This window comes from Micromonospora sp. NPDC002296 (assembly GCF_040296145.1).
GTDB lineage: Bacteria > Actinomycetota > Actinomycetes > Mycobacteriales > Micromonosporaceae > Micromonospora.
On sequence record NZ_JBEOWQ010000056.1, the window covers coordinates 1 to 25998 of the forward strand.

Annotated in this window: 2 protein-coding genes; both read left to right on the top strand. The window is 74.6% G+C overall.

Annotated elements, in window-relative coordinates:
- A partial coding sequence (locus ABT023_RS26145) for a type I polyketide synthase (protein WP_350889044.1) occupies window positions 1-4377 on the top strand: 4377 nt, incomplete at its 5' end.
- Between the two features lie 26 nt (window positions 4378-4403).
- On the top strand, window positions 4404-25998 hold a 21595-nt coding region (locus tag ABT023_RS26150; RefSeq protein ID WP_350889045.1), incomplete at its 3' end, for a type I polyketide synthase.

Here is a 25998-nt window from a genome sequence, read left to right on the forward strand (position 1 = left end):
GGCACCGGCAACTCGGGCAGTGTGCTGTCCGGTCGGGTGGCGTACACGTTCGGTCTGGAGGGGCCGGCGGTGACGGTGGATACCGCCTGCTCGTCGTCGCTGGTGGCGTTGCATCTGGCGGTGCAGGCGTTGCGCTCCGGCGAGTGTGATCTGGCGTTGGCCGGTGGTGTGACGGTGATGGCGACGCCGGGGACGTTCATCGAGTTCTCGCGTCAGCGTGGCCTGTCGCAGGACGGTCGGTGCAAGTCGTTCGCGGCTGCCGCCGACGGCACGGGCTGGTCGGAGGGCGTTGGGGTCCTTCTCGTGCAGCGGCTGTCGGATGCGCAGCGCGAGGGGCGGCGGATTCTGGCGGTGGTGCGGGGCACCGCCGTCAACCAGGACGGTGCATCGAACGGGCTGACCGCGCCGAATGGTCCGTCGCAGCAGCGGGTGATCCGGCAGGCGCTGGCCAACGCCCGGCTCAGCTCGCAGCAGGTCGACGTGGTGGAGGCGCACGGCACGGGTACGACGTTGGGTGACCCGATCGAGGCGCAGGCACTGCTGGCCACCTATGGGCAGGGCCGGTCCGAGGATCGGCCGTTGCTTCTGGGGTCGGTGAAGTCGAACATCGGTCACACGCAGGCCGCCGCCGGGGTGGCCGGCGTGATCAAGATGATCATGGCGATGCGGCATGGTGTGGTGCCGGCGACGTTGCACGTGGACGAGCCGTCCCCGCACATCGACTGGACGGCGGGTGCGGTCACCCTCGCGACCGAGGCCACGCCGTGGCCTGCGGTGAACCGGCCGCGTCGGGCGGCCGTCTCCTCGTTCGGGATCTCGGGCACCAACGCGCACGTCATCATCGAGCAGCCGCCCGCCGAGGTGATCGAGGGCGGGACTGTCGGCGACGCCATGCCTCCGTTGGTGCCGGTGCTGCTGTCGGCCCGCACCGATGTGGCGCTGGCCGCGCAGGCGGACCGGTGGACCCGGTGGCTCTCCGCCGACCAGGGCCTCGGGGCCGTCGAGGTCGCCTGGTCCTCGGTCACCACCCGACCGGCCCTGACCCGCCGGGCCGTCGTCGTCGCGGCGCACCGCGACGACCTGCTGGCGGGGCTGACCGCCCTCGCCGGCGGTGAGCCGTCCGGCGCGGTGGTCACCGGCTCCGCGGTGGACCGGGGTCCGCTGGCGGTGCTGTTCTCGGGTCAGGGGGCGCAGCGGGCCGGGATGGGTCGCGAGTTGTACGACGGGTTCCCCGTCTTCGCGTCGGCGCTGGACGAGGTGTGCACCGAGTTGGACGGGCTGCTGCCGGGTTCGTTGAAGCCGGTGCTGTTCGCCGAGCCGGGCACGTCGGACGCCGATCTCCTCGATCAGACCGTGTTCACGCAGGCGGGTCTGTTCGCGGTCGAGGTGGCGTTGTTCCGCCTCGTCGAGTCGTTCGGTGTGGTGCCGGACTTCGTGGGTGGGCATTCGGTCGGTGAGATCACGGCCGCGCACGTGGCTGGGGTGTTGTCCCTGGCGGACGCCTGCCGGTTGGTGGCGGCTCGGGGTCGGTTGATGCAGGCGTTGCCGGCCGGTGGCGGGATGTTGGCGGTGGGCGCGTCCGAGGTGGACGTGGCGGAGAGCCTGGGCGGCCTTGCCGATCGGGTCGGGATCGCGGCGGTGAACGGGCCGGGGTCGGTGGTGGTCTCGGGGGAGATCGCGGCCCTGGACGAGTTGGCGGAGTTCTGGCGGGGTCGGGGGATCCGGACCCGCCGGTTGGCGGTGAGTCACGCGTTCCACAGTCCGCTGATGGAGCCGATGCTCGACGAGTTCCGTGCCGTGCTCGCCGGGTTGACGTTCGCCGCCCCGGTCCTGCCCGTGGTGTCGAACGTGACCGGTGCGCTGGCCGGCAGCGACGAGTTGCGCACCCCGCAGTACTGGGTGCGGCACGTCCGGGAGGCGGTGCGGTTCGCCGACGGGATCACCACGCTCCGCGCCGCGGGGGTGGACACGTTCCTGGAGGTCGGTCCGCAGAGCGTGCTGACGGCGATGGCCGCCGACGTGCTGCCGGCCGGCGGGGACGTGTTGGCGGTGGCGGTGCAGCGTCGGGACCGGTCGGAGGCGCAGGGGCTGTTGGCGGCTCTGGGTGAGTTGCACGTGCACGGTGTGCCGGTGGCTTGGCAGTCGTGGTTCGCCGGGGCCGGTGCGCGGCGGGTCGATCTGCCGACGTACGCGTTCCAGCGGGAGCGGTACTGGCCCGAGCCCGCCCGACCGGCCCGCCGGCCGGTCGGCGACGGCGGCGACGCCGAGTTCTGGACGGCCGTGGAGAGCGGCGACCTCACCGCCCTCGCGACCCAGTTCGGCGACGGCAGTGACCTCGACGCCCTCGCCCCGGCCCTGCCGATGCTGTCGACGTGGCACCGGGCCCGCCGGCAACGCGTCCTGGTCGACGGCTGGTCATACCGGGTCATGTGGAAGCGGACCGACCTCGCCGCCATCCCGGCGGGCACCTGGCTGCTGGTGTCGCCGCAGGACGACGACCCGGTCACCGGCGCGCGGACCGAGGAGGCCGCCAAGGCCCTGGCCTCGGCCGGCGCCGACGTGTTCCGGCTGACCGTCGACCCCGCCCGCACCGACCGGGACGACCTCGCCCGGCAGCTCGCCGAGACGCTGGCCGACCGGCCGGTCACCGGCGTGCTCTCCCTGCTCGGCCTCCGCGACCAGCCGCACCCGGACAGCCCGGCCGTGCCCGTCGGCACGGCGGCCACCCTGCTGCTGCTCCAGGGGCTGCACGACACCGGGACGAAGACCCGGCTGTGGTGCCTGACCCAGGGGGCCGTCGGCACCGGGGACGGCGACGCGGTCCGGCGGGTCGCCCAGAGCGGACTGTGGGGCCTCGGACTGGTCGCCGGCCTGGAACACCCGCACCTGTGGGGCGGCCTCATGGACCTGCCCGACGACGTCGACCCCGCCGTCTGGGACCGGCTGGTCCGGGTGGTCGCCGGCGCCGGGGACGAGGACCAGATCGCCGTACGGCCCACCGGCGTTTTCGTCCGGCGGCTCGCGCGGGCGGCAGCCTCCGCCCCGGCCGCCGGGGAACGCTGGCAGCCGTCGGGCACGGTGCTGATCACCGGCGGAACGGGGGCGCTCGGCGCCCACGTGGCCCGCTGGGCGGTCACCAACGGCGCCGCGCACGTGGTGCTGACCAGCCGCCGCGGCGAGCGGGCCGCGGGCGCCGGGGAGCTGCGGGAGGAGCTGGCCGCGCACGGGGCCCGGGTCTCGATCGTGGCGTGCGACGTCGCCGAGCGGGACCAGGTCGCGGCCCTGCTGGCGACCCTGGACGAGGACCCGGCGCCGCTGACGGCGGTGGTGCACGCCGCCGGGGCCGGCGACGTCGGCCTGCTCGCCGAGACCGACCTCGCCGGCTTCGCCGCCGTCCTCGCCGGAAAGGTGGCCGGCGCGGTGCACCTGGACGACCTGCTCGGCGACCGGCCGCTGGACGCGTTCGTGCTGTTCTCCTCGATCGCCGGGGTGTGGGGCAGCGGTGGTCAGGGCGCCTACGCGGCGGGCAACGCGTTCCTCGACGCGCTGGCCGACCAGCGGCGGGCCCGTGGCCTCGCGGCGACGTCGGTGGCGTGGGGGCCGTGGGCCGACGGCGGCATGGCCGGCGTCGAGGCCCAGCAGGCGCTGGCCCGGCGCGGCCTCGGCGCGATGGCGCCGGACGACGCCGTGCACGCCATGCGGTACGCCGTCGGCCAGCCCCGACCCGCCCTGACCGTGGCCGACGTCGACTGGGCGGTGTTCGCCCCCGCGTACGCCTCGGCCCGCCCCCGGCCGTTGCTCGACGACCTCGCCGAGGCCCGGGACGCGCTGCGCGCCCCCGCCGACGAGCAGCCGGGCGGCGCCGCCGACGGGCTCCGGGAGCACCTGCGCGCCCTGCCCCGCGCCGAGCAGCTCCGGCACCTGGTCGACCTGGTCCGCACCCACGCCTCGGCGGTGCTCGGTCACCCGGGCACGGACCGGGTCAAGCCCCGGCTGGCGTTCAAGGAGCTCGGGTTCGACTCGCTGACCGCGGTGGAGCTGCGCAACCGGCTCACCGCCGCGAGCGGGCTGCCGCTGCCGGCGACCCTCGTCTTCGACTACCCGAACCCCACCACCCTCGCGGAGCACCTGCTCGACGGGCTGCTCCCCGAGGCGCGGCGGTCGGACGGCCCGGACCCTTCGGAGTCGACGGTCCGCCAGGCCCTCGCGACCATCCCGCTGGCCCGGCTCCGGGACGCGGGCCTGCTGGAACTGCTGCTGAACCTCACCGACGCCGAGACCGACGCCGCCGAGTCCACCGACGAGAGCATCGACCTCATCGACGAGATGGACGCCGACACCCTCGTCAAGTTGGCGCTTGACGGATCCGATTCCTGACCGTTGTCCCAAGTACGGAGCTTGTGATGTCTACGTCCGCAGACAAGGTCGTCGAGGCGCTCCGCGCCTCGCTCAAGGAGACGGGCCGCCTCCGTCAGCTCAACCAGCAGCTCACCGCCGCCGCGCGCGAACCGATCGCGATCGTGGCGATGTCCTGCCGCTACCCCGGGGGCGTCTCCACACCGGAGCAGCTGTGGGACCTGGTCGCGTCGGGCAGCGACGCCGTCGGCGGCTTTCCCACCGACCGGGGCTGGGACCTGGACAACCTGTACGACGCCGACGCCGACCGGGCGGGCCGCTCCACCACCCGCGAAGGCGGCTTCCTCTACGACGCGGCCGAGTTCGACGCCGGCTTCTTCGGCATCTCGCCCCGCGAGGCGGTCGCCATGGACCCCCAGCAGCGGCTGCTGCTGGAGACGTCGTGGGAGGCGTTCGAGTACGCGGGGATCGCGCCCGCGTCGATGCGCGGCCAGAAGGTCGGCGTCTTCGTCGGCACCGCCGCCAACGGGTACGGGATGGGCCCGCAGACCGAGATGGAGGGCACCGACGAGGGCTACCTGCTGACCGGCACGGCCACGAGCGTCGTCTCCGGCCGGATCGCGTACGCCCTCGGGCTGGAGGGGCCGGCGGTGACCGTCGACACCGCCTGCTCGTCGTCGCTGGTGGCCCTGCACCTCGCCGCCCAGGCCCTGCGCCAGGGCGACTTCGACCTCGCCCTGGCCGGTGGCGTGTGCATCATGGCCACCCCCAGCCCGTTCGTCGGCTTCTCCCGGCAGCGTGGCCTGGCCCCGGACGGCCGGTGCAAGTCCTTCGCCGCTGCCGCCGACGGCACCGGCTGGGCGGAGGGCGTCGGCCTCCTGCTGGTGGAGCGGCTGTCGGACGCCCAGCGCAAGGGGCACCGCGTGCTGGCCGTGATCCGGGGCAGCGCGGTCAACCAGGACGGCGCGTCGAACGGGCTCACCGCCCCGAACGGCCCCGCCCAGCAGCGGGTGATCCGGCAGGCCCTGGCCAACGCCCGGCTCACCACCGCCGACGTGGACGCCGTCGAGGCGCACGGCACCGGCACCGTCCTCGGCGACCCGATCGAGGCGCAGGCCGTGCTGGCCACGTACGGGCAGGACCGGCCCGCCGACCGGCCGCTGCTGCTCGGCTCGATCAAGTCGAACTTCGGGCACAGCCAGTCGGCCGCGGGCGTCGCCGGGATCATCAAGATGGTGATGGCGATGCGGCACGGCGTCGTCCCGTCGACCCTGCACGTGGACTCCCCGACGCCGAAGGTCGACTGGTCGGCGGGCGCGGTGTCGCTGGTGACCGAGGCGCGGCCCTGGCCGGAAACTGGGCGGCCCCGGCGGGCCGCCGTCTCGTCCTTCGGCATCTCCGGGACCAACGCGCACACCATCATCGAGGAACCCCCCGCCCCGGAGGCCGACGCCGACGCCCCGGAACCGGCCGTCACCCTCCCGGTGGTGCCGGTGCTGCTGTCCGCCCGCTCCGACGCCGCGCTCGCCGGTCAGGCCGGCCGCTGGGCCAGGTGGCTGGCCGCCGACGGGAATCTGCGTCTCCTGGACGTCGGCTGGTCGTCGGTCGCGTCGCGGTCGGCGCTGGACAGCCGGGCCGTGCTGGCCGCGACCGACCGGGACGAGCTGCTGGCCGGGCTGCGTGCCCTGGCCTCGGGGCAGTCGTCGGGTGCGGTGGTGGCGGGTCGGGCGGCGGACCGGGGTCCGCTGGCGGTGCTGTTCTCCGGTCAGGGGGCGCAGCGCGCCGGGATGGGCCGCGAGTTGTACGACGGGTTCCCCGTCTTCGCCGCCGCGTTGGACGAGGTGTGTGGGCTGCTGGACGGGCTGCTGCCGCAGCCGCTCAAGCCGGTGCTGTTCGCGGCGGAGGGCACCGTCGAGGCGGGCCTGCTGGATCAGACCGAGTTCACCCAGGCCGGCCTGTTCGCGGTCGAGGTGGCGTTGTTCCGCCTGGTGGGGTCGTTCGGTGTGGTGCCGGACTTCGTGGGGGGTCACTCGGTCGGTGAGATCACGGCCGCGCACGTCGCGGGGGTGTTGTCGCTGTCCGACGCGTGTGTCCTGGTGGCGGCGCGGGGTCGGTTGATGCAGGCGTTGCCGGCCGGTGGCGGGATGTTGGCGGTCAACGCGTCGGAGGCTGAGGTGCTGCCGACGCTGGACGGGTTCACGGACCGGGTCGGGATCGCGGCGGTGAACGGGCCGTCGTCGGTGGTGCTCTCGGGCGAGATCGCCGCCCTGGACGAGTTGGCGGAGTTCTGGCGGGGTCGGGGGATCCGGACCCGTCGGTTGACGGTGAGTCACGCGTTCCACAGTCCGCTGATGGAGCCGATGCTCGACGAGTTCCGCGCCGTGCTCGCCGGGCTCACGTTCGCCGCGCCCCGGCTGCCGGTGGTGTCGAACGTGACCGGCGCGCTGGCCGACCGCGACGAGCTGCGCACCCCGCAGTACTGGGTGCGGCACGTCCGGGAGGCCGTGCGCTTCGCCGACGGGATCACCACGCTCCGCGCCGCCGGGGTCGACACGTTCCTGGAGATCGGGCCCCGCAGTGTCCTCACCGCGATGACCCAGGACGTCCTCGGCCCGCAGCCGGTCGACCCGGCCGCCGACGACGCGACCCCGGTCGTCGCGGTGCCCGCGCTGCGGGCCGACCGTCCCGAGCCCCGGGCGCTGCTCGCCGCCCTCGCCGAACTGCACGTCAACGGCGCGGCCGTCGACTGGCCCACGGTGTACACCGACACCGGCGCGACCACGGTCGGCCTGCCCACGTACGCGTTCCAGCGCCAGCGCTACTGGCCGGAGCAGCTTCCGGCCTCCGTCACCGGCCCGGTCAGCCCCGACGTCATCGACGTCGAGTTCTGGTCCGCCGTGGAACGCTCCGACGTGGCGGCGCTGGCCGCGCAGCTCGGCGACGACGGCGCGGACGTCCTCGCCCCGGCCCTGCCGGTGCTGTCGTCCTGGCGTCGGGCGCGGCTGCGCGACGCCGTCGTCGACGGCTGGTCGTACCGGGTGGTGTGGAAGCGCGTGGCGACGCCCGCCGCCGCCGCGCCGATCGGCGACTGGCTGCTGCTCGAACCGGCCGGCGACCCGGCGGCGGCGCGATGGGCCGACGCGCTGACGACGGCGTTCGGCGCCGTCGGCGGGACGGTCCACCGACTGCCGGTGGACCCGCTGACCGGCCGGGACGAGCTGGCGGCCCGGCTGGCCGAGCTGCCGGCGGACCGCCGGTTCGCGGCGGCGGTCTCCCTGCTCGGCCTGCTGGACGGGCCGCACCCCGGGCACCCTGCGGTGTCGACCGGCACCGCCGCGACGGCGACCCTGATGCAGGCCCTGCACGACGCCGACGTCGCGCTGCCCGTGTGGACCCTCACCCGGGGCGCGGTCGGCACCGGCGACGCCGACGGCGTCCGCAGCGTCGCCCAGGGCGGACTGTGGGGCCTGGCCCGGGTCGCCGGGCTGGAACACCCCCAGCTCTGGGGCGGCCTGGCCGACCTGCCGGAGCGCCCCGACGCGGCCGGCTGGGACCGGCTCGTGGGCGTGCTGGCCGGGGCCGGCGACGAGGACCAGATCGCCGTACGCCCCTCCGGCGTCTTCGTGCGCCGGCTGGTCCGCGCCGACCCCGCCGGCGTGGGAACCGTCGAACGCTGGCAGCCCTCCGGAACGGTGCTGATCACCGGCGGCACCGGGGCGCTCGGCGCCCACGTGGCCCGCTGGGTGGCGGCCAACGGGGCCGCGCACGTCGTGCTGACCAGCCGCCGTGGCGAGCGGGCGCCGGGCGTGGCGGAACTGCGGGACGAACTGGCCGGGCTCGGCGCGCGGGTGTCGCTGGTCGCCTGCGACGCGGCCGACCGGGCGCAGGTCGAGGCGGTGCTGCGCGACATCGACGCGGACGACGCCCCGCTGACGGCGGTCGTGCACGCCGCCGGCGTGGGTCAGCTCGCCAGGCTGGTGGACACCGACCTGGCCGCGCTCGCCGCCGTCCTCGACGGCAAGATCGCCGGCGCGGTCCACCTGGACGAGCTGCTGGGCGACCGGCCGCTGGACGCGTTCGTGCTGTTCTCCTCGATCGCCGGGATCTGGGGCAGCGGCGGCCAGGCCGCCTACGCCGCCGGCAACGCCTTCCTGGACGCGCTCGCGGAGCGGCGACGCGCCCGTGGTCTCGCCGCCACGGCGGTCGCCTGGGGCCCCTGGGCGGACGGCGGCATGGCCAGCGGGGAGGGCCAGGAACTGCTGGCCCGGCGCGGCATCACCGCGATGTCCCCGGCCCAGGCCGTGTACGCCCTGCGCAGCGCCGTCGGCCGGTCCGTGCCGTCGCTGACCGTGGCGGACGTCGACTGGTCCCTGTTCACCCCGGCGTTCGCCGCCGCGCGGCCCCGGCCGCTGCTCGACGACATCGCCGAGGCCCGGGACGCCCTGCGGACCGCCGACGAGGAGCCGGCCGACGGTGCCGGCGGCGGCCTGCGGCAGCAACTGCTCACCCTGCCCCGCGCCGAGCAGGACCGGCACCTCACCGACCTGGTCCGCACGGTCGCCGCCACCGTCCTCGGGCACACCGGCCCCGAGCTGGTCAAGGCGAGCCGGGCTTTCAAGGAACTGGGCTTCGACTCGCTGACCGCGGTGGAGCTGCGCAACCGGCTCAGCGCCGCCACCGGCCTCTCCCTGCCCACCACCCTCGTCTTCGACTACCCGAACCCGGCCGCCCTCGCCGACCACCTGTCGTCCGCGCTGCGTCTGCACGAGGTCGACACCGTGACCACCTGGGGCCCCGCCGGGCCGGTCGACGACGACCCGGTCGTCATCGTGGGCATGAGCTGCCGGTACCCCGGCGGCGTGAGCAGCCCCGGCGAGCTGTGGGACCTCGTCGCCACCGGCCGCGACGGCATCAGCGGTTTCCCCGAGGACCGCAACTGGGACATCGCCCGGCTGCTGGCCGTCGACGCCGAGGGCCGGCCGGTGTCGCACACCCGCGAGGGTGGCTTCGTCCCCGGTGCCACCGCCTTCGACCCGGGCTTCTTCGGCATCTCGCCGCGCGAGGCCCTGGCCATGGACCCGCAGCAGCGGCTGCTGCTGGAGGCGTCCTGGGAGGCCCTGGAGCAGGCGGGCGTCGACCCGGACCGGCTGCGCGGCAGCCGCACCGGCGTCTTCGTCGGCGCCTCCCCGTCGGGCTACGGCACCACCGACACCCCGGAGGAGCTGGCCGGCTACCAGCTCACCGGGGGAGCGCACAGCGTCATCTCCGGCCGGGTCTCCTACACCCTCGGGCTGGAGGGGCCAGCGGTCACCATCGACACCGCCTGCTCGTCCTCGCTCGTGGCGGTGCACCTCGCCGCCCAGGCGCTGCGCGGCGGCGAGTGCGACCTGGCCCTGGCCGGCGGCGTGACCGTCATGGTCACCCCCGGCGCGTTCGTGGAGTTCTCCCGGCAGGGCGGCCTCGCCCCCGACGGGCGGTGCAAGTCCTTCGCCGCGTCCGCCGACGGCACCGGCTGGTCCGAGGGCGTCGGCGTCCTGCTGGTCCAGCGCCTGTCCGACGCGCGGCGGCAGGGTCGGCAGGTGCTCGCCGTGCTCGCCGGCAGCGCCGTGAACCAGGACGGCGCGTCCAACGGCCTCACCGCACCGAACGGCCCCGCGCAGCAGCGGGTCATCCGGGCCGCGCTGGCCAACGCCCGGCTCACCGTCGCCGACGTGGACGCCGTCGAGGCGCACGGCACCGGCACCACGCTGGGCGACCCGATCGAGGCGCAGGCCGTGCTGGCCACCTACGGCCAGGATCGGCCGGCGGACCGGCCGTTGTTCCTCGGGTCGATCAAGTCGAACATCGGGCACGCGCAGGCCGCCGCCGGGGTCGCCGGCATCATCAAGATGATCATGGCGATGCGGCACGGGCTGCTCCCGTCGACCCTGCACCTCGACGAGCCCACCCCCCACGTGGACTGGTCGGCCGGCGCCGTGTCGCTGCTGACCGAGGCGCGCCCCTGGCCCGAGGTGGACCGCCCCCGCCGGGCCGCCGTGTCCTCGTTCGGCATCAGCGGCACCAACGTCCACCTGATCCTCGAACAGCCCCCCGCGCCGCCGGCCGGGGACGAGGCGGACGCCGAGGAGCCGACCCCCGTCGCCGCGCGGTCGCTGGCCCCGGTGCTCCTGTCCGCCCGCGACGGCGCGGCGCTGGCGGCCCAGGCGGACCGCTGGGCGGCCTGGATCACGGCCGACGAGGACCTTCGCCCGCTCGACGTGGCCCTCTCCTCGGCGGTGTCCCGCGCGACGCTGGACGAGCGCGCGGTCATCGCCGCGACCGACCGGGACGACCTGCTCGCGGCGCTGACCGCTCTCGCCGCCGGGGACCCCTCCGGTGCGGTGGTCACCGGCGCAGCCGGCCAGCGCGGTCAGCTGGCCCTGCTCTTCTCCGGCCAGGGCGCGCAGCGCGCCGGCATGGGGCGGCACCTGTACGCCGAGTTCCCCGCCTTCGCCGCCGCGTTGGACGAGGTGTGCGGGCACCTGGACCCGCTGCTGCCGCGCCCCCTTCGGGAGGTGCTGTTCGCCCCCGACGGCTCGGCTGAGGCGGAGCTGCTGGACCAGACCGTGTTCACCCAGGCTGGGTTGTTCGCGGTCGAGGTGGCGTTGTTCCGCCTCGTCGAGTCGTTCGGTGTGGTGCCGGACTTCGTGGCCGGTCACTCGGTTGGTGAGATCACGGCCGCTCACGTGGCGGGGGTGTTGTCCCTGTCGGACGCGTGCGCGCTGGTAGCGGCGCGTGGCCGGTTGATGCAGGCGTTGCCGGCCGGCGGCGGGATGCTCGCCGTCGCCGCAGCCGAGGCGGATGTCCTGTCCAGCCTGGACGGGTTCACCGATCGGGTCGGTGTCGCGGCTGTGAACGGTCCGTCGGCCGTGGTGGTGTCCGGGGCGGTCGATGCCCTCGATGAGGTCGAGCAGGTGTGGCGGGGCCGGGGTGTGCGCACCCGTCGGTTGACGGTGAGTCATGCGTTCCACAGTCCGTTGATGGAGCCGATGCTCGACGAGTTCCGTGCCGTGCTGGCGGGGTTGACGTTCGCCGCTCCGTTGCTGCCGGTGGTGTCGAATCTGACCGGCGGGCTGGCTGAGGGCGACGAGCTGCGTACCCCGGACTACTGGGTGCGGCATGTGCGGGAGGCGGTGCGGTTCGCCGACGGGGTGACGGCCCTGCGGGCGGCTGGGGTGGACACGTTCCTGGAGGTCGGGCCGCAGAGTGTGTTGACGGCGATGGCCGGCGACGTTCTGCCGGCCGGTGACGACGGTGTGTTGGCCGTCGCCGTCCAGCGCAAGGATCGGCCGGAGGCGCACGCGCTGTTGGCGGCCCTGGCGGAGCTGCACGTGCACGGCGTGCCGGTGACCTGGACCCAGTGGTTCGCCGACACCGGAGCGACCCGGGTCGAGCTGCCGACGTACGCGTTCCAGCACCAGCGGTACTGGCTGTCGCCCGTCGGGCAGGCGGCCGACGTGTCCGGCGCGGGCCTCGGCGTGGCCCGCCACCCGCTGCTCGGCGCGACGGTGTCGGTGGCCGGCGAGGACATGGTGGTGCTGACGGGCAGGCTGTCGCTGTCGTCCCACCCGTGGCTGGGCGACCACGTCGTCTCCGGTGCCGTGGTGGTGCCGGGCACCGCCCTGCTCGACCTCGTCGTCCGGGCCGGCGACGAGGTGGGCGCGTCCCGCGTGCGCGACCTCACCGTGCTTGCCCCGCTGGTGCTGCCCGCCGGTGGCGGCGGAATGCGGGTGCAGGTCCGGGTCGGCCCGGTCGACGCGACGGGTGCCCGGCCGGTCACCGTGCACTCCCAGTCCGAGGAGGACCCGGAGGCCGGCTGGACCCGGCACGCCGACGGCGTCGTCGGCCCCCCCACCGCCGAGGAGCCCACCGTGGGCGCCTGGCCCCCGGCCGGCGCGGCCGAGGTGGACCTCACCGGCTGGTATCCGGCCGTCGCCGGGCACGGGCTCGCCTACGGGCCGGTCTTCCAGGGCCTGCGGCGCGCGTGGACCGCCGACGGCACGGTGTACGCCGAGGTGGCCCTCCCCGACACGGTGGTCGGGGACCCGGCCGGATTCGGCGTGCACCCGGCGCTGCTGGACGCCGCGCTGCACCCCGTCGGGCTGCTGCCCGCCGAGGCCACGGGCGACGGTCCCCGGGTGCCGTTCTCCTTCGAGGGGGTGCAGGTCCACACGATCGGCGCGCGGGCCCTCCGGGTGCGCCTGACCGCGAGCGGGTCCTCGGTGCGGCTGGTCGCCGTCGACGAGGCCGGCACGCCGGTGGTGTCGGTGGACTCCCTGACCCTGCGGGAGATGACTGCGGCGAGCACGCCGAACCAGGCGAACCGCTCGCTGTTCGAGGTGTCGTGGCAGCCCGAGCAGGTCGCCCCGGCCGACGCCGGGTACGGCTGGGCGGTGCTCGGCGGCGACGCCACCGACGGCGCGGCGCTGACGTCGGCGTACCCGGACGTGGCGGCCGTGGTCGGGGCGGTGACGGGCGCGACGGCCCCCGCCCCGGCGGCGCTGCTGCTGCCCGTGCCCACGGCGACCGAGGCCGGCGTCCCCGAGGCGGTGCGCGCCGCGACCGAGGCCGTGCTGCGCGAGGCGCAGGGCTGGCTGGCCACCGACGCCCTCGCGGACTCCCGCCTGGTCGTCGTCACCCGTGGGGCGGTCGCCGCCCAACCCGACGACCGGGTCACCGACGTGGCGGGGGCGGCCGTCTGGGGTCTGCTGCGGTCCGCGCAGTCGGAACACCCCGGCCGGATCGTGCTGGCCGACCTCGAACCCGACGCCGACCTCGGCCCGGAGCTGCTGGCCCTGCTCGCCGGATTCGCCGCCGAGCCGGGCGCGGGCGGGCAACTCGCGGTGCGCGCCGGCACGGCGTACGTCCCACGGCTGGCCCGCGCGGCCGGCGGCGCGCAGGCCACGCCCGTGGTCGGCGCGGGCACCGTACTGGTGACCGGCGGAACCGGCTCCCTGGGCGCCCTGGTGGCCGAGCACCTCGTCACGGCGTACGGGGTCCGGTCGCTGGTGCTGGCCTCCCGCCAGGGCCCGGCGGCCCCGGGCGCGGCCGACCTGGTGGAGCGGCTGACCGGCCTCGGGGCCGCCGTCCGGATCGCCACGGCCGACGTGACCGACCGGACGCAGGTCGACGCGCTGGTCCGCCGGATCACCGCCGACGGGCGGCTGGCCGGCGTGGTGCACACCGCCGGCGTCCTCGACGACGGCGTCGTCACCGGGATCACCGCCGACCGGCTGGCGGACGTGCTGGCGCCCAAGGTCACCGCGGGCTGGTGGCTGCACGAGGCGACGGCGGAGCTGGACCTCGACCTGTTCGTGCTGTTCTCGTCCATCGCCGGAGTGCTCGGTTCCCCCGGCCAGGCCGCGTACGCCGCAGGCAACGCCTTCCTGGACGCCCTCGCCCAGCTCCGCGCCCAGCGGGGCCTGCCGGCGGTGAGCCTCGCGTGGGGCATGTGGGACACCGACGGCATGGCCAGCTCGATCAACGACACCGACCGGGCCCGGGTCAGCCGGGCCGGCCTCACCCCGATGACCGCCCCCGTCGGCCTCGGGCTGTGGGACGCGGCGCTGGCCCACGGCGGCGCCGCGCTGGTGCCGGCCGTGGTCGACCTGCCGGCCATGCGGGCGCAGACCGCCGCCGGCCGGGTGCCGCCGATGCTGCGGACCCTGATCGGCGCGACCGCCGGCCGGCGGCGGCCGGCCGCCGGAGGCTGGGCCGACCGGCTCGCCGGCCTCGACCCGCAGGAGGCGCGCACCCAGGTCGCCCTGCTCGTCCGGGGCCTGATCGCGCAGGTCCTCGGGCACAGCGGCGCCGACCAGGTGCCCGCCGACCGGGCGTTCCGGGAGCTGGGCTTCGACTCGCTGACCGCCGTGGAGCTGCGGAACCGGATCAACACCGCGACCGGGCTGCGGCTGACCTCCACCCTCGTCTTCGACTACCCGACCCCCGGCGCGCTGTCGGACCACCTCTACGAGCAGCTGTCCGGGCAGTTCGCCGAGCAGCGCGACGCCGTGGCGAACACGAACGTCGACGAGCCGATCGCGATCGTGGGCATGGCCTGCCGGTACCCGGGCGGCGTGACGAGCCCCGAGCAGCTCTGGCAGCTCGTCGCCACCGGCGCCGACGGGATCGGGGAGTTCCCGGCCGACCGGGGCTGGGAGCTCGACCGGATCTTCCACCCCGACCCGGACAACCCCGGGACGTCGTACACCCGGCACGGCGGGTTCCTGTACGGGGCGGCCGAGTTCGACCCGGCCTTCTTCGGCATCAGCCCGCGCGAGGCGTTGGCGATGGACCCGCAGCAGCGGTTGCTGCTGGAGGCGTCGTGGGAGACGTTCGAGTCCGCCGGGCTGGACCCGGTGCGGTTGCGGGGCAGCCGGACGGGCGTGTTCGCCGGCCTGATGTACCACGACTACGCCTCGCAGGTGCAGGAGCTGCCCGAGGGGGTGGGCGGCTACATCGGCACCGGCACGTCGGGCAGTGTGTTGTCGGGCCGGGTGGCGTACACGTTCGGCCTGGAGGGGCCGGCGGTCACCGTGGACACGGCGTGTTCGTCGTCGTTGGTGGCGTTGCATCTGGCGGTGCAGGCGTTGCGCTCCGGCGAGTGTGATCTGGCGTTGGCCGGTGGTGTGACGGTGATGGCGACGCCGGGGACGTTCATCGAGTTCTCGCGTCAGCGTGGTCTGTCGCAGGACGGTCGGTGCAAGTCGTTCGCTGCTGCCGCCGACGGCACGGGCTGGTCCGAGGGCGTGGGCGTCCTGCTGGTGCAGCGGCTGTCGGACGCCCGGCGGGACGGCCGGCGGATCCTGGCCGTCGTCAGGGGTACGGCGGTGAACCAGGACGGTGCGTCGAACGGGCTGACGGCGCCGAATGGTCCGTCGCAGCAGCGGGTGATTCGGCAGGCGTTGGCGAACGCGCGGCTGACGACGACCGATGTGGACGCAGTGGAGGCGCACGGCACGGGTACGACGTTGGGTGACCCGATCGAGGCGCAGGCGTTGCTGGCCACCTACGGGCAGGACCGGCCGTCCGACAGTCCGCTCTGGCTGGGGTCGATCAAGTCGAACATCGGGCACACCCAGGCCGCCGCCGGGGTGGCCGGCGTGATCAAGATGATCATGGCGATGCGGCACGGGACGATGCCGCGCACCCTGCACGTCGACGAGCCGTCGCCGCACATCGACTGGACGGCGGGCGCGGTCGAGCTGCTCACCGAGGCCCGCGAGTGGCCCGCCCCGGGCCGGCCGCGCCGCGCCGCCGTCTCCTCCTTCGGGGTCAGCGGCACGAACGCCCACGTGATCATCGAGCAGCCGCCCGCCGAGACCCGGACGGAACCGGCGGACGCCGCCGTACCGCCGCTGGTGCCGGTGCTGCTCTCGGCGCGGACCGAGGCCGCCGTGGCGGCCCAGGCCGACCGCTGGGCCCACTGGCTCGCCGCCGACGAGACCCCGCGCCCGGCGGACGTCGCCTGGTCCTCGCTGGTCAGCCGGTCGACGCTGGAACACCGCGCGGTGGTCGCGGCCACCGACCGGGACGAGCTGCTGGCCGGGCTGCGCGCCCTCGCCGCCGGCTCACCGGCCGGTGCGGTCGTCACCGGTACGGGTGCGGCGCGCGGCCCACTCGCCGTGCTCTTCTCCGGTCAGGGTGCGCAGCGCGCCGGGATGGGTCGGGAGTTGGCGGAGGCGTTCCCCGTGTTCGCCGCCGCGCTGGACGAGGTGTGCGGGCACCTGGACCCGTTGCTGCCGCGTCCGCTTCGGGAGGTGCTGTTCGCCGCCGAGGGTTCGGCGGAGGCGGAGCTGCTGGATCAGACCGTGTTCACCCAGGCTGGGTTGTTCGCGGTCGAGGTGGCGTTGTTCCGCCTCGTCGAGTCGTTCGGTGTGGTGCCGGACTTCGTGGCCGGTCACTCGGTCGGTGAGATCACGGCCGCGCACGTCGCCGGCGTGCTGTCCCTGGCCGACGCGTGCGCCCTGGTGGCGGCGCGTGGTCGCCTGATGCAGGCGTTGCCGGCCGGCGGCGGGATGCTGGCCGTCAACGCGTCCGAGGCCGACGTGACGTCCAGCCTGGACGGCCGCACCGAACGGCTCGGAATCGCCGCCGTGAACGGCCCGTCGGCCGTCGTGGTCTCCGGTGCCGTCGACGCCCTCGACGAGCTGGAGCAGGTCTGGACGGACCGGGGCGTACGCACCCGCCTGCTCGCCGTCAGCCACGCGTTCCACAGCCCGCTGATGGAGCCGGTGCTCGACGACTTCCGGACTGCCCTGGAGGCGCTGACGTTCCGCGCGCCGCTGCTGCCCGTGGTGTCGAACCTGACCGGGACGGTCGCCGACCCGCAGGAGATCACCCGCCCCGACTACTGGGTGCGGCACGTCCGGGAGGCCGTCCGGTACGCCGACGGGATCGGTGCCCTGCGCGACGCCGGGGTGGACACGTTCCTGGAGGTCGGCCCGCAGAGCGTGCTGACCGCCATGAACGCCGATCTGCTGGCCGAGGGAACGCTGACGCTCGCGACGCAGCGGCGGGATCGTCCCGCCCCGCAGGCACTGCTGCACGCGCTGGCGGAGCTGCACGTCAACGGCGTGCCGGTGACCTGGCAGCAGTGGTACGCCGAGGCCCGCCCCACGTTGGTCGACCTGCCCACGTACGCCTTCGAGCACGAGCGGTACTGGCTCGGCGCCGGCCGCCCGCGCGCCGGGGACGTCTCCGGTGCCGGCCTGGGCGTCGCCGACCACCCGCTCCTGGGCGCCTCGGTCACCGTGGCCGGCGAGGACATGGTGGTGCTGACCGGTCGGTTGTCGGTGTCGACGCACGGGTGGTTGGCCGATCATGTGGTCGGTGGTGTGGTGGTGGTGCCGGGTACGGCGTTGGTGGAGTTGGCGGTGCGGGCCGGTGACGAGGTGGGTGCGTCGCGGGTGCGGGAGTTGACGGTGGCGGCGCCGTTGGTGTTGCCCGGCTCGGGTGGGGTGCGGGTGCAGGTGCGCGTCGGCGCGGCCGACGCCTCCGGCTCCCGGGCCGTGACGGTGCACTCCCAGACCGAGGGCGACCCGGAGGCGGAGTGGATCCGGCACGCCGAGGGCGTGCTCGAAGCGCCCGGCGCGGCGGAGCCGGGCATCGGCGCGTGGCCGCCGGCCGGCGCCGACGAGGTGGACCTGACCGACTGGTACGGCGTGCTCGCCACGCACGGCCTGGCGTACGGGCCGGTGTTCCAGGGGTTGCGGCGGGCCTGGGCCTCCGGTGACGAGGTGTTCGCCGAGGTGGCGTTGCCGGACGAGGTGACGGGGGAGGCGGCGGCGTTCGGGGTGCACCCGGCGCTGCTGGACGCGGCCCTGCACCCGGTCGGGTTGCTGCTGGCGGGGGAGGCCGGTGGTCCCCGGGTGCCGTTCGCGTTCTCCGGCGTGCAGGTGCACGCCTCGGGGGCGTCGGTGTTGCGGGTGCGGTTGACCCGTGAGGGCTCCGGGGTGCGGTTGGTCGCGGTGGACTCCTCGGGCGCGGCTGTGGTGTCGGTGGACTCGTTGGTGCTGCGGGAGATGACCGGGGTGGTTGCCCCGAACCCGGCGAGCCGGTCGCTGTTCGAGGTGGCGTGGCAGGCGGAGGAGGCCGTCTCCGCCGGTGACGCGGCCGGGTGGGCGCTGCTGGCGGCGCAGCCGGGGCAGCTCCACAGTGTCGGCGGCGAGGGCGCTGCCGGGCTGGCTGGCGACGAGGGTGTTGCCGGGCTGGCCGGTGAGTTGGTGGCCCGGGGCGGGCTGGTCTCGTACCCGGATGTGGCTGCGGTGGTGGATGCGCTTGCGTCGGGCGCGGCGGTGCCGTCGGCGCTGGTGTTGCCGGTGTCCGCCGGTGTTTCCGGCGCGGCGGTTCCGGAGTCGGTGCGCGAGGTGACGTCGGGCGTGCTGGCGACCGTGCGGTCGTGGTTGGTCGCGGATGCCTTGGCGGGTTCGAGGCTGGTGGTGGTGACCCGGGGTGCGGTGGTGGCTCGGGACGGTGACGAGGTGTCGGATCTGGCGGGTGCGGCGGTGTGGGGCCTGCTGCGGTCGGCGCAGTCGGAGCATCCGGGCCGGATCGTCCTCGCGGATGTCGACGGTGACATGGACGCGGGCGTGGTGGCCGTCCTGGCGCGGGTCGCCGAGGACGCCGCGGGCGGTCAGGTGGCCCTCCGCGCGGGTCGGGTGTTCGTGCCGCGTCTGGTGCGGGCGTCGGTGTCGGGTTCCTCGCTCGTGGTGGGTGAGGGTTCGGTGTTGGTGACCGGTGGCACCGGTTCGCTGGGCGCGTTGGTGGCGGAGCACCTCGTTCGGGCGCACGGGGTGCGGTCGTTGGTGCTGGTGTCGCGGCGGGGTGCGGATGCTGCGGGTGCGGCCGAGTTGGTGGAGCGGCTGTCGGGGTTGGGTGCGTCGGCGCGGGTGGTGGCGTGTGACGTGACGGACCGGGAGCAGGTGTTCGGGCTGGTCGCCGAGGTCGCCTCGGCGGGCCGGTTGGCGGGCGTGGTGCACACCGCCGGCGTGCTGGACGACGGTGTCGTCGAGACGCTGACGGCCGAGCGGTTGGCGGGTGTGCTGGCCCCCAAGGTGTCGGCCGGTTGGTTCCTGCACGAGGCCACCACCGGGCTGGACCTGGACCTGTTCGTGGTGTTCTCGTCGGTGGCCGGGGTGTTGGGTTCGCCGGGCCAGGCGGCGTACGCGGCGGGTAACGCGTTCCTGGACGCCCTAGCGGTGCACCGCAGGCAGGTGGGCCTGTCGGGGGTGTCGTTGGCGTGGGGGATGTGGGATACGGCGGGTATGGCGGCGTCGATCGGTGAGGCGGATCGGGTGCGGTCGGCGCGGTCGGGGTTGCCGCCGATGAGTGCCGAGACCGGTCTTGAGTTGTTCGACGCGGCAGTGGTGGCGGGGCGGCCGGCGTTGGTGCCGGTGGTGGTGGACGTGTCGGCGTTGCGGGCTGCTGCTGCCGGTGGTGTGGTGCCGCCGATGTTGCGGGCGCTGGTCGGGGCGACCACCACGCGCCGCCAGGCGGGACAGGGCGGCGACTGGGCCAACCAGTTGGCGGGCCTGACCCCCGAGGAGGCTCGCGCCCAGATCGACGTGCTGATCCGGGGTCTCGTCGCCCAGGTGCTCGGGCATGGTGGGGCGGAGTCGGTGCCGGCGGACCGGGCGTTCCGGGAACTCGGGTTCGACTCGCTGACGGCGGTGGACCTGCGGAACCGGTTGAACGCGGCGACTGGGCTGCGGTTGGCGTCGACGCTGGTGTTCGACTACCCGACCCCGGCCGTGCTCGCCGACCACCTCTACGAGCTGGTCTCCGGTCAGATCACCGCCCGGCGGTCGGCGGTGGTGACCGCGGGCACCGACGAGCCGATCGCGATCGTGGGCATGGCGTGCCGGTACCCGGGTGGCGTGGAGACGCCGGAGCAGTTGTGGACCCTGCTGTCCGCCGGAGGCGACGGCATCTCCGAGTTCCCGACCGACCGGGGCTGGGACCTCGACGGCCTCTTCGACCCGGACCCGGACCGCAGCGGCACCTCGTACACCCGGCACGGCGGTTTCCTGTACGGGGCGGCGGACTTCGACCCCGCCTTCTTCGGGATCAGCCCCCGCGAGGCGATCGCCATGGACCCGCAGCAGCGGCTGCTGCTGGAGGCGTCGTGGGAGTCGTTCGAGTCGGCGGGGGTGGATCCGCAGCGGGTGCGGGGCAGCCGGACGGGTGTCTTCGCGGGCGTCATGTACCACGACTACGCCTCCCGGTTGGAGGACCTTCCGCCGGACGCCGAGGGTTACGTCGGTACCGGCACGTCGGGCAGTGTGCTGTCGGGTCGGGTGGCGTACACGTTCGGTCTGGAGGGGCCGGCGGTGACGGTGGATACGGCGTGTTCGTCGTCGTTGGTGGCGTTGCATTTGGCGGTGCAGGCGTTGCGGTCGGGTGAGTGTGATCTGGCTCTTGCCGGTGGTGTGACGGTGATGGCCACCCCCGGAACGTTCATCGAGTTCTCGCGTCAGCGGGGCTTGTCGCAGGACGGCCGGTGCAAGTCGTTCGCGGCGTCGGCCGACGGCACGGGCTGGTCCGAGGGCGTGGGTGTGCTGCTGGTGCAGCGGCTGTCGGATGCGCAGCGCGAGGGGCGGAACATTCTGGCGGTGGTGCGGGGCACCGCCGTCAACCAGGATGGTGCGTCGAACGGTCTTACGGCGCCGAATGGTCCGTCGCAGCAGCGGGTGATTCGGCAGGCGTTGGCCAACGCGCGGCTGACGACGGCCGATGTGGATGCGGTGGAGGCGCACGGCACGGGTACGACGTTGGGTGACCCGATCGAGGCGCAGGCGTTGCTGGCCACCTATGGGCAGGACCGGCCGGCGGGCAGTCCGCTCTGGCTGGGGTCGGTGAAGTCGAATATCGGGCACACGCAGGCTGCGGCTGGTGTGGCGGGCATCATCAAGATGGTCATGGCGATGCGGCATGGTGTGGTGCCGGCGACGTTGCACGTGGACGAGCCGTCCCCGCACATCGACTGGACGGCGGGTGCGGTGGCGCTGGCCACGGAGGCCATCCCGTGGCCGGCGGTGAATCGTCCGCGTCGGGCGGCGGTGTCGTCGTTCGGGATCTCCGGTACGAACGCGCATGTGATCATCGAGCAGCCGTCCGCCCCGGTGGTTGAGGGTGTGGTTGTCGGTGGGGTGGTGCCGTCGGTGGTGCCGGTGGTGTTGTCGGGGCGTACGGATGGTGCGTTGGCGGCGCAGGCGGGCCGGTGGGGGCGCTGGTTGTCGGCCGATGAGGCTGTGCGTCCGGTGGATGTGGCCTGGTCGTCGATCACCACCCGACCCGCCCTGGAGCACCGTGCCGTGATCACGGCCACGGGCCGCGATGACCTGCTCGCGGCGCTGACCGCTCTCGCCGCCGGAGACCCCTCCGGGATGGTGGTCACCGGTGCCGCCGGCCAGCGCGGTCAGCTGGCGCTGCTGTTCTCCGGTCAGGGTGCGCAGCGTGCCGGGATGGGTCGGGAGTTGGCGGAGGCGTTCCCCGTGTTCGCCGCCGCGCTGGACGAGGTGTGCGGGCACCTGGACCCGCTGCTGCCGCGCCCCCTTCGGGAGGTGCTGTTCGCCGCCGAGGGTTCGGCTGAGGCGGATCTGCTGGATCAGACCGTGTTCACCCAGGCGGGTCTGTTCGCGGTTGAGGTGGCGTTGTTCCGGCTGGTGGAGTCGTTCGGTGTGGTGCCGGACTTCGTGGCCGGTCACTCGGTCGGCGAGATCACGGCCGCGCACGTCGCCGGCGTGCTGTCCCTGGCCGACGCGTGTGCCCTCGTCGCCGCCCGTGGTCGTCTGATGCAGGCGTTGCCGGCCGGCGGCGGGATGCTGGCGGTCAACGCGGCGGAGGCCGAGGTGCTGCCGACGCTGGACGGGTTCACGGACCGGGTCGGTGTCGCGGCTGTGAACGGCCCGTCGGCCGTGGTGGTGTCCGGCGCGGTTGACGCCCTTGACCAGGTCGAGAAGACGTGGCGGGGCCGGGGCGTGCGCACCCGCCGGTTGACGGTGAGTCATGCGTTCCACAGTCCGTTGATGGAGCCGATGCTCGACGAGTTCCGTGCCGTGCTGGCCGGGTTGACGTTCGCCGCGCCGCTCCTGCCGGTGGTGTCGAACCTGACCGGTGCGGTCGCTGAGGGCGACGAGCTACGCACCCCGGACTATTGGGTGCGGCACGTGCGGGAGGCCGTCCGGTTCGCCGACGGGGTGACGGCCCTGCGGGCGGCTGGGGTGGACACGTTCCTGGAGGTCGGGCCGCAGAGCGTGCTGACGGCGATGGCCGCCGACATCCTGCCGGCCGGTGACGACGGTGTGTTGGCCGTCGCCGCCCAGCGCCGGGACCGGCCCGAGGCCCACGCGCTGCTCGCGGCCCTGGCCGAGCTGCACGTGCACGGCGTGCCGGTGACCTGGACCCAGTGGCTCACCGACACCGGAGCGCAGCGCGTCGACCTGCCCACGTACGCGTTCCAGCGGGAGCGGTACTGGCCGGCGGCCGGCCGCCCGAGGTCCGGTGACGTCTCCCGGGCCGGCCTGGGCGACGCCGAACACCCGATGCTGGGTGCGGCGGTGGACCTGGCCGGCGCCGACGAGATGGTGCTGACCGGCCGGCTGTCGCTGGCCACCCACCCGTGGCTCGCGGACCACGCGGTCTCCGGCGTGACGCTCGTCCCCGGCGCCGCCCTCGTCGAACTGGCGGTACGCGCCGGCGACGAGGTCGGCCTGTCCCGGCTGCGGGAGCTGACCGTCGCCGCCCCGCTGATGGTCCCCGACTCCGGCGGCGTGCGGATCCAGGTACGGGTCGACGGGCCCGCCGGCTCCCCGGAGCGCGCCGTGGCCATCTACTCGCGCCGCGACGACGACGCCGAGGCGGGCTGGACCCGGCACGCGGACGGCGTGCTCGAAGCCTCCTCCCCGGAGGAGCCGGGCATCGGGGCGTGGCCGCCGGCCGGCGCGTCCGAGGTGGACCTGACCGACTGGTACGCCGCCCTGGCCGGGCACGGCCTGGCGTACGGGCCGGTGTTCCAGGGCCTGCGACGCGCCTGGACGGCCGACGGTGCGGCGTACGCCGAGGTGGCCCTGCCGGACGACGCGGCGGGCGACGCGGCGCGGTTCGGCGTCCACCCGGCGCTGCTGGACGCCGCCCTGCACCCGATCGGGCTGCTGCTTTCCGGCGCGGAGTCGGACGGCCCCCGGGTGCCGTTCGCGTTCTCCGGTGTGCAGGTGCACGCCACGGGGGCGCGGGTGCTGCGGGTCCGGCTCACCCCGGTCGGCTCCGGGGTGCGACTGGTCGCGGTGGACTCCTCGGGTGCCGCCGTGGTGTCCGTGGACTCGCTCGTGCTGCGGGAGATGGCCGGCCTGACCGCCACGAGCCCCGCCGCCCGTTCGCTGTTCGAGGTGACCTGGCAGGCCGAGGAGACCGCGCCGGCGGGGGAGGTCGGCGACTGGGCGCTGGTGACCGGTGACGGTGAGCCGGCCGACGAGTTGGCGGCCCGGAACGGGCTGGTGGCGTACCCGGACGTGGCGGCGGTGGTGGCGGCGGTCGAGGCGGGTGCGGCGGCACCGGCGGCACTGGTGCTGTCGAGCCGTACCGTCCTCGGCCAGGCCGGTGACCTGCTGCCCGAGTCGGTGCGCGAGGCCACGTCCGGCGTGTTGTCGTCCGTGCGGTCGTGGCTGGCGGCGGATGCCCTGGCGGGTTCGCGGCTGGTCGTGGTGACCCGGGGTGCGGTGGTGGCTCGGGACGGTGACGAGGTGACGGATCTGGCGGGTGCGGCGGTGTGGGGCCTGCTGCGGTCGGCGCAGTCGGAGCATCCGGGCCGGATCGTCCTCGCGGACCTGGAAGCCGGCGACGTGGGACCCGAGCTGCTCACCGCGCTCGCCGGTGCCACGGGTGCGGGCGGTCAGGTGGCTCTCCGCGCGGGTCGGGTGTTCGTGCCGCGTCTGGTGCGGGCGTCGTCGTCGGGTTCCTCGCTCGTGGTGGGTGAGGGTTCGGTGCTGGTGACCGGCGGTACGGGTGCGTTGGGTGCCCTCGTCGCGGAGCATCTGGTGGTCGCGCACGGGGTGCGGTCGTTGGTGCTGGTGTCGCGTCGTGGCCCTGATGCTGCGGGCGCGGGCGAGTTGGTGGAGCGGTTGGCGGGTCTGGGAGCCGCCGCTCGGGTGGTGGCGTGTGACGTGACGGACCGGGAGCAGGTGTTCGGGCTGGTCGGTGAGGTCGTCGCGGCTGGTCGGTTGGCTGGTGTGGTGCACACGGCTGGCGTCTTGGACGACGGTGTCGTCGAAGGGCTGTCGGCGGAGCGGTTGGCGGGGGTGTTGGCGCCGAAGGTGTCGGCGGGTTGGTTCCTACACGAGGCGACGGCTGACCTGGATCTGGATCTGTTCGCGTTGTTCTCGTCCATCGCTGGGGTGTTGGGTTCGCCGGGTCAGGCGGCGTATGCGGCGGGTAACGCGTTCCTGGACGCGTTGGCGGTGTATCGGCGGCAGGTGGATCTGCCTGCGGTCAGCCTGGCGTGGGGGATGTGGGACACGGCGGGTATGGCGGCGTCGATCGGTGCGGCGGATCGGGTGCGGTCGGCCCGGTCGGGTCTGCCGCCGATGAGTGCCGAGACCGGTCTTGAGTTGTTCGACGCGGCCATGGCCGTGGACCGGCCGACCTTGGTGCCGGTGGTGGTCGACGTGCCGGCGTTGCGGGCTGCCGCTGCCGGTGGTGTGGTGCCGCCGATGTTGCGGGCGCTGGTCGGCACTACGGCGACCCGCCGCCAGGCGGGACAGGACGGCGACGGTTGGGTTGGACGGCTCGCCGGGCTGACCGAGGACGAGGGCCGGGCACAGGTCGCCCTGCTCATCCGGGGCTTGGTTGCCCAGGTGCTCGGGCATGGTGGGGCGGAGTCGGTGCCGGCGGACCGGGCGTTCCGGGAGTTGGGCTTCGACTCGTTGACGGCGGTGGACCTGCGGAACCGGTTGAACGCGGCGACGGGGCTGCGGTTGGCGTCGACGCTGGTGTTCGACTACCCGACCCCGGCCGTGCTCGCCGACCACCTGTGGTCCGAGCTGGCCGGCGTACGCCGGTCAACGGCACAGCCGACGGTCAGCGCGGTCGCCGGCACCGACGAGCCGATCGCCATCGTCGGCATGGCCTGCCGGTACCCGGGTGGGGTCGACAGCCCCGACCAACTGTGGGAGCTGCTGGCCGGCGGCGGGGACGGGATCTCGGAGTTCCCGGCGGATCGGGGTTGGGACCTGGAGTCGCTGTTCGACCCGGATCCGAACGGCAGCGGCACGTCGTACACCCGGCATGGCGGTTTCCTGTACGGGGCGGCGGAGTTCGATCCGGGCTTCTTCGGGATCTCGCCGCGTGAGGCGTTGGCGATGGACCCGCAGCAGCGGTTGCTGCTGGAGGCGTCGTGGGAGACGTTCGAGTCGGCGGGTGTCGACCCGCAGCGGGTGCGGGGCAGCCGGACCGGCGTGTTCGCGGGCGTCATGTACCACGACTACGCCTCCCGGCTGATGGACATCCCCGGCGAGGTCGAGGGTTACGTCGGTACCGGCACGTCGGGCAGTGTGTTGTCGGGTCGGGTGGCGTACACGTTCGGCCTGGAGGGGCCGGCCGTCACCGTGGATACCGCCTGCTCGTCCTCGCTGGTGGCGTTGCACCTGGCGGTGCAGGCGTTGCGCTCCGGCGAGTGTGATCTGGCGTTGGCCGGTGGTGTGACGGTGATGGCGACGCCGGGGACGTTCATCGAGTTCTCGCGTCAGCGTGGTCTGTCGCAGGATGGTCGGTGCAAGTCGTTCGCTGCTGCCGCCGACGGCACGGGCTGGTCCGAGGGCGTGGGTGTGCTGCTGGTGCAGCGGCTGTCGGACGCGCAGCGGGAGGGGCGGCGGATTCTGGCGGTGGTGCGGGGCACCGCCGTCAACCAGGATGGCGCGTCGAACGGTCTTACGGCGCCGAATGGTCCGTCGCAGCAGCGGGTGATTCGGCAGGCGTTGGCGAACGCGCGGCTGACGACGGCTGATGTGGACGTGGTGGAGGCGCACGGCACGGGTACGACGTTGGGTGACCCGATCGAGGCGCAGGCGTTGCTGGCCACCTATGGGCAGGACCGGCCGGCGGGCAGTC